This is a genomic window from Blautia fusiformis, assembly GCF_020686995.1.
Taxonomy (GTDB): Bacteria; Bacillota; Clostridia; order Lachnospirales; family Lachnospiraceae; genus Blautia_A; species Blautia_A fusiformis.
Genome location: NZ_JAJEPT010000002.1, coordinates 151,682 through 165,563 on the forward strand (window position 1 = coordinate 151,682; position 13,882 = coordinate 165,563).

Genomic DNA, 13,882 nt, shown 5'->3' on the forward strand with positions numbered 1-13,882 from the left:
TTTTGAGAGCCTCATATTCGTTGAGTATTGTGAATAGCTTTCTGTCACGTTTTAGGGTATGTTGTGTGTAGAAAAAAGAAAGGAGAACGAACGCAATGGAGATGAAAAACATATGCGGAAAGATCCCGGTAGAGCTGCATGAAAAGCTAAAACTGGAAGTCGAAGAGTTAGGAATCAGCATACCAAAATACCTTGAAATAGTAATCGAAGAACACATGACAAGAAAAGGAGAAAAAACGGACATGGCAAATTCAAGAACAGTAGCAGTACAAGTAACCGAGGATTTATTTTCCAGACTGAAAGCAGTCCTCGCCAGGAATGGCATGAAACAGAAAGACTTCTTAATCGGGCTTATCGAAGATGCAATCGAAAAAGAAGAAGCCAAATGGAAAGCAGAGTCAGAGGAAGCCGAAGAAACAGAAATGGAAGATCCTGAGACTGCGAAATCAGAACCGGATGAAGAGTCAGCAGAACCTGAAGCAGAAGAGCCTGAGACAGAAGCACTGGAAGCTGAAACAGACGGAGAAATGACAGAATCGGACGAAGCTGAAGCAGATGAAGAGCCGACAGAGCCAGAAAACGAAGAGCCAGAGGAAGCAGAGCCAACAGAACTGGAAACCGAAGAAGCAGAAGAATCTGAGCCAGAGGAAGCGGAATCAGAAGAATAGACATCACAAAACAGAAACCAAGAGACGGAAACGGTGCAGAGAAATCTGCACTGTTTTTTTCGCAGCGAAGGGAGGCTGATAGCCGGAACAATTCGATTTTTTGACCTGTTCAGTGGAATCGGAGGATTCCGAGAAGGGCTGCACAGGGCAGGGGGCTTCACCTGTGTCGGACACTGTGAAGCAGATGCATATGCAGACCACAACTACCGGGTGCTGTTTGATACGGAAGGAGAGTGGTTCTGCAATGACGCAAGAAATATTGAAACAGAACGAATGCCGGACTTTGATCTTTTATGTGCGGGATTTCCTTGCCAGGCATTCTCAATCGCTGGACGAAGGGAAGGATTTGCCGATGCAAGAGGAACCCTTTTCTTTGAAGTTGCAGACTGGTTGCAGACAAACGACCTGCGTATTTTCTCCTTGAAAACGTACCCGGTCTGCTTTCGCATGACAAAGGGCGGACGTTTCACACCATCCTCAGTACACTATCTGAACTGGGGTATCATGTCGAATGGAAAGTGCTTAACAGCAAGGATTTCGGAGTCCCCCAGTCAAGGAAGCGGGTGTATATTGTCGGATATCTTGATGGAAGATGTGCCGGAAAAATATTACCTTTCCCAAAAGCAAATGGAACAGCTCTTATACAAGTCCATGCTGGCAAACAGGGAGAAAGAGTCTACGCAGAAGAAGGACTGAGCTGCACGCTGACCAGCGGGGCTGGTGGTATGGGCGGCAAGACCGGATTATACGAAGTCGGTATCCCAATCAAGGAAAACACCCGAAAAGGATACAAGATGGCCTACGAGGGGGACAGCATCGATCTCGGATATCCGGGAATCAACAGTCGCAGGGGGAGAGTAGGGCATGAGATCGCCCATACCCTGACGACCGGAAACCAGCAGGGAACACTGCATTTTGTAGATATCTCCCCTCCGCCGCTGGTGACAGACGTTGCAAGATGTCTGAATACCAGACAGGATTCCAGCATCCATAACCACAGAGGCGAAAGTTCCGGGGTGCTGGTGGAAGAACCGCCAAGGGCAGTGCTGACACCGGCCAAGGAAAAAGTCCGCCAGAATGGAAGAAGGATGAAAGAACCGGAAGAGCCAATGTTCACCATTACGGCAACTGACCGTCATGGAGTGATTTACCACGGCAGAATCCGCAGGCTGACGCCAAGGGAGTGTCTGCGGCTGCAGGGATATCGGGATGGTCAGATTTCCAAGATGGAAAAAGAAACATCGGATAACCAGCTTTACAAGCAGGCCGGTAATGGTGTCACTGTCAATGTCATTGAAGCAATAGGCAGAAATTTGAAAGCAGTAGATGAAGAGATCCAAAGCGGCTCACCTGTTCCAGAAGCGAAGGGTGGGTGAAGCAGATCGACCTAAAAGACCAGTATTTTGGTACAGAGATTGAGATGACAGGTATCAGCCGCTATGATGCGGCTGTTGCGATTGGAAGAATGTTCGGAACAGAGCCATATCATATCCGTTCTTACGATTCCTGGTGTGTAAAAGATTCAGATGGAAAAACGTGGAAATTTTCAAGAGACAGCAGTATCGACTGTGAAAGGCTGGCAAATGGTACTGTAATAGATGCCGATGGAGATTATTCGACAGAAATGGTATCCCCGAAATTGGAATATTCGGAAATGGGGAAACTCCAGGAAGTGGTGCGGTGTGTCAAAAACGCAGGTGCTTTTGTCAATTCATCCTGTGGCATGCATGTCCATGTGGACGCATCTAATCATACACCAAGGAGTCTGAAAAATGCACTGACGATCATGTACTGCAAAGAGGATATTCTGTTCAAAGCCTTAAATGTACAGACGAGAAGGGAAGATGAGTATTGTCAGAAAGTCCGTCCTATGGTATTGGAGAAGATCCGCCGGATGCCAAACAGCACCATCACGATGGAAAAATTCAAAAGGGCATGGTATGAGGGAAATGACGGAAGCTCCGAGCATTACAACTGGACAAGGTATTATGCCTTAAACCTACATGCTGTTTTTTCCAAGGGAACACTGGAATGGCGTTGTTTTGAAAGCACCCTCCATGCAGGAAAAGTCCGGTCAAACATTACGCTGGCACTTGCCATATCCGCACAGGCGGTCAACCAGTCCTGTACCCATGCCAAAAAGACGGAGATCGGGGATAACCCGGCATTTACGTTCCGTACCTTTTTGCTCCGCCTCGGACTAATCGGGGACGAATACAAAAATGTGCGGAAGCATCTGCTTGCTAACCTGGACGGCGATAAAGCATGGCGGTATGACAAAAGCACCTATGCCTGTCTGCAGAAGCCAGGACGGACAGAGGACGCAAGATAACAGAATAACGAGAACAGACAGGCCGGGTGGGAACATCCGGCTGTTCTTATGAGAAATGAAGAAAAATAAGAAAGAGGTAGAAAACATGAAGAGCAAATATCGATTCAGGCGGATCCTTTCAGGGGTGATGGCGGCAGTCACCATCTTATCCACGGTCATTTCACCGTTGACCGTTTATGCTTCGGAAGAGCCGAAAACGGCAGAACCGCCAGCTTATGAATCCGTAAAGGATCTGCTGGATGAAGAGGAAGTGGTAAAAGCCAACGATCTGGAGCTGGAAGTCGGACAGGAGTTTGATGTTTCCAGTGACCGCACGAATCTGGAAATCAAGGACGAAAGCAAAGTCAAAGTGACATTCCAGAAAGCAGAGAGCGACGCCGGGGAGAGTTTCAGCACCAGCCATGCAGACACTTACCATGCCGTTTATTATGTGGAGCCAGTCAACCAGAACCACCCGGTTTATCAGATTGGGAGAAACCTGATCGTAAAAGAGCCTGTGGCAGCGTCTCAGAGTGAACCACAGACAGAACAGGCAGTTACAGAAGAGGATACAGGTTCTGATGATGAGGAAGCTGCCTCGCAGGAAGAAACTGAGACAGAGCCTGTAGAGACAGAAATTGTTGAGCCGGAGACAGCTGAATCTGAAACAGAAGAACCGGAAGAAACAGAACCCGAATTTCAGGGTGGACTTTCTGAATCTGAGTTTGATGCCGCATTAGAGGAAGCCGAAACAGAAAATACAACCGATAAAGAATCCGGGCTGACACTCAGCGATGTTCTGGAGCAGGCAGGGGAACAGGATATTGACCTTATGGCAATGGAAGATGGGGAAACCGTTTCTTTCACCGCAGTCAATACCAGTACAAGAGCAACACAGGATGTAGATGTGACAAGAGGGACTGCATACTATTATGCAGACTACGGTCTGGGTTCTTATGTAACCTATAAATATACCGTAAAATTTGGAAACGTGTCTGCAACTGCCTACTGTGTGCAGCCGTCAAAAGCAGGACCTGGGGATGGTGTTTATAAGATCACTAAACTGGGTGACAGCAAAGCACTGGCAAAAGTATGCTACTACGGCACAAAAGCATCCGGCGAAAATGGATTTTTCTCAGAGAAACATCCTGATTTTTCCGCTGGAAAACAGTTTATCATTGTCCATCTGGCTGCGTCTTATGCCAATAACAGTAGTGACGCTTTTTCCGGTACGAATGCAACCGGACAGGCTCTGGCAATGGAACTCTACAATTATTGCATGAGCCAACCGGAGATACCGGAAGTGGACATGAGTTTCTCCAATGCAGATGTTACCGCATATATCAGCGGCAACAGCCAGAGAACAGAAGAGATCACCTTTAAGGCATCCGAACTGCAGACCATCACCATGAAACTGCCTTCCGGTGTCAAACTGCATAATGTGACAACGAGAAAAACAAGCAGTGCAGGTGCATCCGTGGAGATCTGCGGCGGTACCAAATTCTACTTATCTGCACCGCTGACACAGGCAGTGGATGTCAAAGGGGAATGGTCTGTTACCATGAAGGGAAGCATCATCAAAGACTATTCCGCTTACAAGATCACAACCGGAAGCGAGACACAGGACCTTGCCCTGGTATTTGGCGAGGGCGTGACCGATGAGAAGTATGTAGATTTTAAAGTGTCATGGGTAAAACAGGCAACTCTGGAGATCGTAAAGAAGGACCGCAAGAGCAACAAAGCCATCGCAGGTGCAGTTTATGGCGTTTACAGTGACAAGGATGGAAAGAACTTGATCACAAAGATGCCGGCCACAGATGCCAACGGAGCTTCCAGCGTTACGATCACCAAAACACAGGATACCGTATACCTGAAAGAGATCTCCGTACCAAACGGATATCTGCTGGATACCAAAGCCTACGATGTGAAACTGGTCATCGGAGATACTGTAAAACAAACCGTTACCGATGCAGAGCAGATGGCAAGCCTGACTGTTTATAAATTAGGAGAAGTCCTGACCGGAGCAAAGGTAACTGATGATGGTGTTTCCTTTGTTTATATCGAGCAGAAACAGAAGAGTGCGGTTTACAATGTTTATGCCGCAGCGGATATTGTATCCGCAGACGGAACCGTCATTTATAAAAAAGACGCACTGGTCAAAGCCGGACTTACTACCGGGGATGACGGAAGTGTCACACTGGATAATCTATATCTGGGAAAATATGTGGTAAAAGAAATGCAGGCACCACAAAATCTGGTATGCACAGGCGAAAGCCAGGAAATCACCCTTTCCTATGCCGGAAGCAATGTGGAGAAGGTCATGGGAAGCGTGACATTCAAAAATGACCGCCAAAAAGCAAGCGTAAGCGTATACAAACAGGATAAGGAAACCAGGAAATACCTTCCGGGCGGCACTTATGGCCTGTATGCCGGAAACGACATCAAAGCAGCGGACGGAACCGTTGTGGTCAAAAAAGATACCCTCATTGAGAAGGTAGTGACCGGAACAGACGGAAAAGCCGTATATCAGGCAGACCTGCCGATCGCTAACAGCTACTACATGAAAGAGGTTTCTGCACCGGCCGGATATACCAGAAACAGTGAGGATGTGTACTCTTTTACGTTCCAGTACACCACAGACAAAGAGGCAACCGTTTCTTTCAGCCACACGTTCCAGAACGAGCGTGTCAATGCGAAGATCAAACTGGTAAAAGAGGATTCCGAAACCGGAAAGACCGCACAGGGAGATGCAACCCTTGAGGGTGCGGTTTACGGACTGTATGCCCGTGAGGATATCGTTCATCCGGATGGACAGACAGGTGTCCTTTACCCGGCAGGAACGCAGATTGCAACCCTGACTACGGATGCCGAGGGAAATGCAGAAATCGCAGACCTCTATCTCGGAAAGTATTACGTGAAAGAATTGACGCCGCCTGTTGGTTATCTGGCAGACCCGGAAGAACATGATCTGGAGTGTAATGACGAGGGAGATCTGGTTCAGACGGTAGAACGTACCGCAACTTCTCTGGAAGATGTGATCAAACAGCCGTTCCAGGTCATTAAAGCAGCCAACAATGGTAAGACCGATGCCGATCTGTTAAAAGGTGTGGGATTCAGTGCATATCTGGAGAGCAGCCTGAAGAAAAATAAGGACGGTTCCTATGACTTTGCATCTGCAACTCCGGTTGTACTGACCGCAGACGGACAGACAGAAATGTTCACGGATGAGCGTGGATATGCATGCTCCATTCCGCTTGCATACGGAACCTACATTGTAAGGGAGACCACCACACCGCACAACTTCAAACCAGTCGATGACTTTAAGGTTGTGATCTTGGAAAACAATCCGGATCAGCCGCAGGTATGGCGTGTGCTTCTGGACGAAGAGTTTGAAGCAAAATTAAAGATCGTCAAAAAAGATGACGAGACAAAGAAATCTGTCCTGGTTCCGAATACTGAGTTTAAAGTATACGATCTGGATAACAAGAAATATGTGGAACAGGTGACCACCTACCCATCTACTATGGTACATAAATCTTATTTTACGGATGAGAATGGATACCTGATCCTGCCACAGAATCTGGCTTGTGGAAATTACCGCATCGAAGAAGTGACTGCACCGGATGGATACACCCACAGTGCCAATACCGTGGAAATCAAGGTAGACAGCGATACTGCATACCAGGAAGATCCGGTCAGCGGTGACCTGATCATCGAGGTGGAATTCGAGAACCACCCGGCAAAAGGCAGACTGACCATCCACAAGGAAGGAGAAGTAGTCAAAGGTTTTGACAAGGATTTCACCTATGAGGAAGCCAGCCTTGCAGGAGCCGTGTTTGAGGTTTATGCCGCAGAAGATATCTATACCGCAGACCATCAGAAAGATGAGAACGGCAACCGTTATCTGGAATATGCCAAAGACACACTGGTGGCAACGGTGACAACCGATGAAACCGGAAGTGCCGTAGTAGAGAACATTCCGCTCGGCAAATACCGTGTAGAAGAGAAAAAAACGCCGGAGGGCTACACCTGGAATGCCAAAGGCGAAGAAGTAACTTTTACCTATGCCGGACAGGATACCCCAGTCGTAGACGAAGAAGTGACTTTTACCAATGAACGCCAGAAAGTAAGCATCACCGTGGAAAAACAGGATGCAGAAACAGGAAGCACGGTAGCTGGAGCTACATTCGGTCTTTACAATAAGAACGAGATCAAATCCGGTGACAAGATTATTGTGAAAGCAGATACCTTATTACAGGAGATCACAAGCGATGAAAAAGGACAGGCACACTTCACCCTGGACCTGCCGCTTGGAACTTATTATGTGAAAGAAATTTCTGCACCGGATGGTTTTGTATCTTCTGACGAGATACTGGAATTTGATGCCACCTATCAGGGGCAGGACATTCCGACCATCAAGCTGAAATCTGTGAAGAAGAACCAGCCGACCACCATCGAGGTGACAAAATCCGACCTGACCACAGGCGTAGAGCTGAACGGGGCATCCCTTTCTGTTCTGGACAAGGATGGAAATGTGATCGACAGCTGGACTTCCGTAAAGGATGAGCCTCATGTGATCAAATACCTGACCGTTGGAAAAACTTATACCCTCCGTGAATCTCTTGCACCGCTTGGTTATTTAAAGACCACGGATGTGGAATTCACCGTTCAGGATACCGCAAAAGTACAGAAAGTGGAAATGAAAGACGATGTGCCGAAAGCCCTGCTGATCGTAAACAAGAAGGGTGAATTCCTTGATAAGATCACCCTGCTGGACAATGTCAAAGGCGTTGTAGAGCATCTGTTTGAGTACATCACAGGAAGCCTGTCAGACGTTACCTTTGAGATTTACGCTGCAGAGGATATCAAAGCAGCCGATGGTGTAAGCCCGGATTATTATGCTAAGGACGAGCTGGTGGCAACCGTGACTACTGATGCAAACGGTGTTGCAGAAGTATCTGACTTTCCGGTTGGAAAATACTATGTCAAAGAGGTGGGCACAGCATATGGTTATGTGCTGGATGAAGAACCACGATATGTAGATCTTTCCTACCGTGACCAGGATACCCCGGTTGTCGTATACGATGAGGACTGGCAGAACAACCGTCAGAAAGTAAAAGTGAACGTCCTGAAGAAAGAAAAGGATACCGACCGTGTATTAAAAGGCGGCATCTTTGGACTGTACACCAGAAACGACATCCTGTCCGCATCTGGAAAGGTGCTGATGGAAGCAGATACCCTGATCGAGTTAAAAACAACAGATGCAGATGGAAAGATTTCCTTTATTGCAGACCTGCCGATCGACGGAACCTATTATGTGAAGGAGCTGTATGCACCGGATGGATTTGTCACCACCGGAGAAGAGCAGGAATTTGTTTTTGAGTACCAGGGAGACAAAGAAGCAGAAGTGTCCTATGAGTTCGTATTTGAAGATGAGCCGACAACCGTGGAACTTTCCAAAACCGATCTGACCACAGGCGAGGAACTGCCGGGAGCCAGATTACAGCTGACGGATGAAAACGGGGCTGTTGTTGAGGAATGGACATCCACCAAGGAGCCGCACATCATCAAAGAACTGGTTGTAGGAAAATCGTACACCCTGACAGAAACCAAGCCGGCCGATGGATATGCCACTGCGGAAAGCATCACATTCACCGTGGAGAATACTGTAGAGATCCAGAAACAGGTAATGGAAGATGATGTGACCAAAGTGGAGATCAGCAAAACGGATATTACCGGAGATACTGAGATCGAAGGAGCCAAACTGACCATCATAGATGAAAATGGCAATATCGTAGAAACCTGGACTTCCGGTAAAGAGCCGCATTATATCGAAAAACTTCCAATCGGTAAATACACCCTGAAAGAAGAGCAGGCTCCAAACGGTTATGTCGTTTCGGAAGAGATCACCTTCGAGGTGGCAGACACCGCAGAGATCCAGAAGGTAGCCATGAAAGATGATACCGCAAAGGGACGTCTGATCATTGAGAAAACGGACAAGGATACCGGAGTTGCACTGAAAGGTGCGGAATTTGAATTGAGGGATGCCGATGGCAAAGTGGTAGAAACCCTGACCACTGATGAAAACGGTCATGCAACCAGCGGACTGCTTGCAATCGGAACTTATAAGGATGGCAAATTTGATAAGGCAGCCACTTATTATCTGGTTGAGACCAAAGCACCGGAAGGATATCAGCTGGATGAGACCAAGCATGAAGTGACATTTACTTATGTAGATGACAAAACCCCAGTGATTGAAGTCATCCAGAAAATGACGAACGAGAAGCTGCCGGAGGACACCCCGTCTGTAAGTAACCCGAAAACAGGCGATGACACCAACCTCTGGATTCCGGCCCTGTGCCTGATCCTTTCCACAGGCGGTCTGATCGGCATGGGTGTGGCATCCAGAAGAAAGAAGAAAAAAGGGGGCAGATAGGCTGAAACAATTATATTTTGCGTATGGAAGCAACATGGATCTGGACCAGATGGCATATCGGTGCCCAAAGGCGGAGGTGGTAGAAACCGTCCGCCTGGAGGGGTATCGGCTGACTTTTGCAGCCGCAGGAAGCGGTCTTGCCACCATCTTTCCGGAAGAGGGAAGCCATGTGGACGGCGTCCTCTGGTCACTGACCGGGGACTGCGAAAAGAGCCTGGATCTTTATGAAGGCTATCCTGATTTTTACGACAAACAGGAAATCACCGTCAAGAATAAAGGCGGAAGAGAGATCAAAGCCATTGTCTATATCATGACAAAAGATTACATGCAGAACTTTAATCCGCCCGGACGGTCGTACCTGACCGGAATCTTAAAGGGCTGCAGGCAGAATCAGATCCCAACAGAACCAATCCTGAAAGCAGCAAGGAAACCGCCTGTGCCGGGACAGACACAGAAGAGTCAGCCAAAGAAGAGAAAAGCCGGACAGGAACGATGAAAATCGTGAAAAAACTTTTTCAAGCGGTATGTCTTGCTGCTCTTTTCTTAAGTGCCGGATTTCTGATTTACCACATGGTATATCTTCCAATGGAAAACAAAAAGCTGGTGGCAGAGCTGAAAGGGAATTTCCCGGAGCCGGAAGCTCCGGGAGCCTCAGGCTCTGAAAAGAAAGACCAACCAGCTGGAAGAAAATGCCCGGTGGCTACGGTAGACCTTGTTACTCTTCGGAAACAATACCTGGATGTGCAGGGATGGCTGACGATACCAGATACCGGAATCGATTACCCGGTGCTTCAGTCCGAACAGGAGAATGGGGAGTTTTACCTGAAACGGAATTACAAAAAGGAATATGACATCAACGGAAGCCTGTTTTTACAGGCAGACTGCAAAGTGTCTGAAAGTCGGAACCTTATCATTTACGGTCACAACATGAACAGTGGGGCAATGTTCGGAAATCTGGACTTCTATGCAGATGAAACATATTATCAGGAGCATCCCTTTGCTTATCTTCAGACAGAGGATAGCATTCAGGAATATCGAATTGTCACGGTGCTGAAAGCAGACAGGAATTTGTTCCCGTTCCAGCAGAAACTTCCAGATGTGGCGGCAGTGCAGGAGTACTTAAAAGCAGCTAAGCAGAGGGAAGTGTTCGAAACCGGAGATGATTACCTGAAGTGTATATACGATAAGGTTTTGACGCTCGTCACGTGTTCATATGAATGGAGCGGTGCCAGGAACATCGTCCTGGCGGTGCCGGTTTCCGGGGCAGTGTGGAGTCAGAAGTGTTCGTAAGTACCCGAAAAGTGCAGAAAATGAGACAAATAATGACCGCACGGGCAGGGATGTGTTCAAAACAGGGGGATTATGTAAGGGTGTGCATTGGTAGTATTTAGGTTGAAAAAAGTGTCTGAAAGTACCAGAAAAGTGCAGAATGTGAGACAACTTATAACCCAGATCCGGCAGAAAGTGTTCCAGAAAGGAGCGTTTCCTGCCGTTATTATTTACTTGGAAAGGATGGTAACGATTATGAAACGATTTTATACAGCAGAATCCGTAACAGAAGGACATCCGGATAAGCTCTGCGACCTGATCGCAGACAGCATTCTGGATGCGTGTCTGAAAGAGGACGAAAATTCCAGGGTGGCCTGCGAGGTGCTGGCGACCAAAGGGAACATCATTGTGGCAGGAGAGATTACCAGCCGATTTGAGCCACAGGTGTTTGAAATCATCAAAAAGGTGCTGGAGAGTGCAGGCTATGAAGCAGAGGAAATCCACATGGATGCCCTCATCCACAAACAGAGTCCGGATATCGCCGGGGCAGTGGAGAGATCCAGAGAACGCAGAGCAGGGACTGTTTCTGTTCAGAGCGGACTTGCCAGCGGTGCCGGGGATCAGGGCATCATGATTGGCTACGCCTGTGATGAGACGCCGCAGCTCATGCCAATGCCAGTGGTTTTGGCGAACCGCATTGTGAGGGAACTGTCTGCAAGCCGCAGAAGTGGATATATCACGGGAATCCTGCCAGACGGAAAGGCACAGGTGACCGTGGAATACGAAGATGACAGACCTGTCCGTCTGGATACGGTCGTTGTGTCCTGTCAGCATGAAAAGGAAAAATCTCTTCGGAAGCTGGAGCATGAGATCCGGGAGAAAGTGTTACGCCCGGCACTCCGTATGCTGCCACCGGATGAGGATACCAAGATCCTGATTAACCCATCGGGCAGATTTGTGTGCGGAGGTCTGGATGCAGACACCGGACTGACCGGAAGGAAACTAATGGTGGATACCTACGGCAGCTTGGTACCGCATGGCGGCGGTGCATTCTCCGGGAAGGATTGTTCCAAAGTTGACCGTTCCGGGGCATACATGGCCCGTTACATCGCCAAAAACATGGTAGCTGCCGGACTTGCCAGCCGATGCCAGGTGTCCCTTGCCTATGCCATCGGGGTTGCCCAGCCAGTCATGGTGCAGGTGGATACCTTTGGAACGGGAAAGATCTGTGCGGATGACTGCCTCGCCGCAGCGATCCCTCTGGTGTTCGGGCTTACCCCAAGCCAGATCTGTGACACCCTGCACCTGAAGCGGCCAATCTACCGACAGAGTGCGGTGTTCGGGCATTTTGGAAGAAAGGAATTCCCGTGGGAGAAAACGGATAAGGCAGAGCAGCTCCGGGATACCGTGATGTAATGCCGTGGATTCCGGAAGAAGAGATCAAACGGGCAAGGGAGATCACCGCCATTGAGTACCTGAAGAAATACCAGCCGAACCGCCTGAAAAAATCTTCAGCCAGAAATGAATGGGAGCTGACAGACCACGACAGCTTTAAAATCAACGAGCTCACCAGCCAGTGGCACTGGAAATCCAGAGATATCGGGGGCACCAGTGCTTTAAATTTCCTGATTCATGTAGACGGGTGTTCTTTTCTGGAGGCAGTGCAAATGCTGAAAGATGAGTATCCTGCCTATATCCCTCCGCCTGTGGAGACAAAGCCTAAAAAGCCGTTTGTCCTGCCGCCGGCCAGCCCGGACTGCCGCAGGGTGTTCCGATACCTGAAAGAGCGGGGCATCAGCAGCGAGGTCTTACAGCGGTGTGTTCATCTGGGAATCTTATATGAAAGCCTGCCCTATCACAATGCTGTGTTCGTAGGCCGGGACGAAAATCAGGTGGCAAGGTATGCTTTCCTGCGTGGGATTTACGATGCCAGCGGAAAGTCTTTTAAGATGGAACAGGCCGGAAGCGAAAAGGCATACGCTTTTTGTGTTCCGGCACAAACAGGATGCAGACGGGTTGCCGTTTATGAAGCCTGTGTGGATGTGCTGGCTCACATGACACTGGAACAGGGAAGCCGGGATAAGTACCGTCTGGAGCTTGGCGGGATCAGTGCACCAAAAGAAGGACAGAGCCAGCGGAGTATGAAAAAGCCGCAGGCACTGGAACATTTTCTATCCCAACATCCGGAGATCACCGAGATCGAAGTGTGTACCGACAATGACTTTGCCGGACGGTGGGCGTGTGAACATATCCGAAAAGCCTATGAGGGAAGCTATCGGATCATCGAGAACCTGCCAGAGATCGAAGGGGCAGACTGGGCGGACATGGCAAAGATGGCTGCCCGGACACCGGAGAAACGGCAGAGCAAGGAAGTGAGGTGATGTCTATCAAAGAAAAAATAGAAGTGGAAATGCTGTCCCCTCTGATGGCAGAGTTTATCTCTGACTATTCAGACATTGTGGATCTGGATGATGCGGAACCATTGGAAGGACCTGACCTGGTGCAGTATCAGCCAGCTATAGCAGAAAAAGTTGACGAGATCAACCGGCTCGGTATGCCTGACAACCAGCCATGCAACTTGATTGATTATTTTGAACGAAACAAGGACATTAAGGAAAAAGTGGAACGCATTACAATGGCGGTAAAAGAACAGGATGGTGTTTTATATGGCTGTGCAAACCTGACACTCCGGGAGAATCTGACACCAGAGGAATACCGTGTGGTGGGGCAGTATCTGAGAGGCCAGTACAGCGATGGCTGGGGAGAAAGTCTGGAACAACGGGAGATCAAAGTAGACGGCGGTGAATTATACTTACATTTCTATGTTGGTGCCGGCTCGGATTTCCAGATACAGGTGAAAGCACCGGAAAACGGTGTGCAGGAAAAGCAGCCGGAACAAAAGCCGTCCCGTCCAGAACTTAAGCTCTTAGGGCATGACGGAAATATTTTCTCAATCCTTGGGGATGCCGCAAGACTGCTTAGACGTGCCGGGATGTCCGAACAGGCCAACGAAATGGCGGATCGTGTCCACAAGAGCAGCAATTACTATGAAGCGCTGGGAATCATCAGCGAATACGTGGAAACCGAGCTGTCGGACCACCGTGAACAGCCCAGAACGCCAAGAAAAGAAACACTGAAAAAAGAGGATACCTGCCGATGAGCAGTTCCATAAAGAAAAGCACTTCCAGAGAAATCTGG

Annotated in this window: 8 protein-coding genes and 1 pseudogene; all 9 read left to right on the forward strand. The window is 48.6% G+C overall.

The genetic code is table 11. The annotated features are described in order from the left end of the window. Positions 1-95: 95 nt before the first annotated feature. The 9 genes and pseudogenes from LKD46_RS02600 (at position 96) to LKD46_RS02640 (ending at position 13,844) form a co-directional block, all read left to right on the forward strand. Positions 96-668: a hypothetical protein gene (locus tag LKD46_RS02600; protein WP_227573761.1), complete on the forward strand. Its 573-nt coding sequence runs from the start codon at positions 96-98 to the stop codon at positions 666-668. Between the two features lie 75 nt (positions 669-743). After that, positions 744-2,044 (forward strand): annotated as a pseudogene (gene dcm / locus LKD46_RS02605) (DNA (cytosine-5-)-methyltransferase). 5 nt (positions 2,045-2,049) lie between these two features. Beyond that, on the forward strand, positions 2,050-3,000 hold the full coding sequence (locus tag LKD46_RS02610) for an amidoligase family protein (protein WP_334297929.1): 951 nt from the start codon (positions 2,050-2,052) through the stop codon (positions 2,998-3,000). Between the two features lie 85 nt (positions 3,001-3,085). Further along, complete coding sequence (locus LKD46_RS02615; RefSeq protein ID WP_227573763.1) at positions 3,086-9,415, forward strand: SpaA isopeptide-forming pilin-related protein; 6,330 nt, start codon at positions 3,086-3,088, stop codon at positions 9,413-9,415. Positions 9,416-9,449: 34 nt separating this feature from the next. Continuing rightward, a complete protein-coding gene (locus tag LKD46_RS02620; RefSeq protein WP_006428280.1) occupies positions 9,450-9,911 on the forward strand; it encodes a gamma-glutamylcyclotransferase family protein in 462 nt (153 codons plus the stop codon). Continuing rightward, positions 9,908-10,705, forward strand: a complete 798-nt coding sequence (locus tag LKD46_RS02625) for a class B sortase (RefSeq protein WP_055214194.1) — start codon at positions 9,908-9,910, stop codon at positions 10,703-10,705. The genes LKD46_RS02620 and LKD46_RS02625 overlap by 4 nt, the downstream gene beginning before the upstream one ends. Before the next feature lie 234 nt (positions 10,706-10,939). Next, positions 10,940-12,100, forward strand: coding sequence for a methionine adenosyltransferase (gene metK, locus LKD46_RS02630; protein WP_055214212.1), 1,161 nt, complete (start codon positions 10,940-10,942; stop codon positions 12,098-12,100). Continuing rightward, positions 12,100-13,065, forward strand: coding sequence for a DUF3991 domain-containing protein (locus LKD46_RS02635; RefSeq protein ID WP_227573764.1), 966 nt, complete (start codon positions 12,100-12,102; stop codon positions 13,063-13,065). The genes metK and LKD46_RS02635 overlap by 1 nt, the downstream gene beginning before the upstream one ends. Beyond that, positions 13,065-13,844: a hypothetical protein gene (locus LKD46_RS02640; protein WP_227573765.1), complete on the forward strand. Its 780-nt coding sequence runs from the start codon at positions 13,065-13,067 to the stop codon at positions 13,842-13,844. The genes LKD46_RS02635 and LKD46_RS02640 overlap by 1 nt, the downstream gene beginning before the upstream one ends. Positions 13,845-13,882 lie beyond the last annotated feature (38 nt).

What these genes read in the sequence shown, in the direction of transcription:
- LKD46_RS02615 (WP_227573763.1), top strand. Translation starts at nt 3,086, where the DNA reads ATGAAGAGCAAATATCGATTCAGGCGGATCCTTTCAGGGGTGATGGCG.
- LKD46_RS02635 (WP_227573764.1), top strand. Translation starts at nt 12,100, where the DNA reads ATGCCGTGGATTCCGGAAGAAGAGATCAAACGGGCAAGGGAGATCACC.
- LKD46_RS02625 (WP_055214194.1), top strand. Translation starts at nt 9,908, where the DNA reads ATGAAAATCGTGAAAAAACTTTTTCAAGCGGTATGTCTTGCTGCTCTT.
- LKD46_RS02600 (WP_227573761.1), top strand. Translation starts at nt 96, where the DNA reads ATGGAGATGAAAAACATATGCGGAAAGATCCCGGTAGAGCTGCATGAA.
- LKD46_RS02640 (WP_227573765.1), top strand. Translation starts at nt 13,065, where the DNA reads ATGTCTATCAAAGAAAAAATAGAAGTGGAAATGCTGTCCCCTCTGATG.
- LKD46_RS02620 (WP_006428280.1), top strand. Translation starts at nt 9,450, where the DNA reads ATGGATCTGGACCAGATGGCATATCGGTGCCCAAAGGCGGAGGTGGTA.
- metK (WP_055214212.1), top strand. Translation starts at nt 10,940, where the DNA reads ATGAAACGATTTTATACAGCAGAATCCGTAACAGAAGGACATCCGGAT.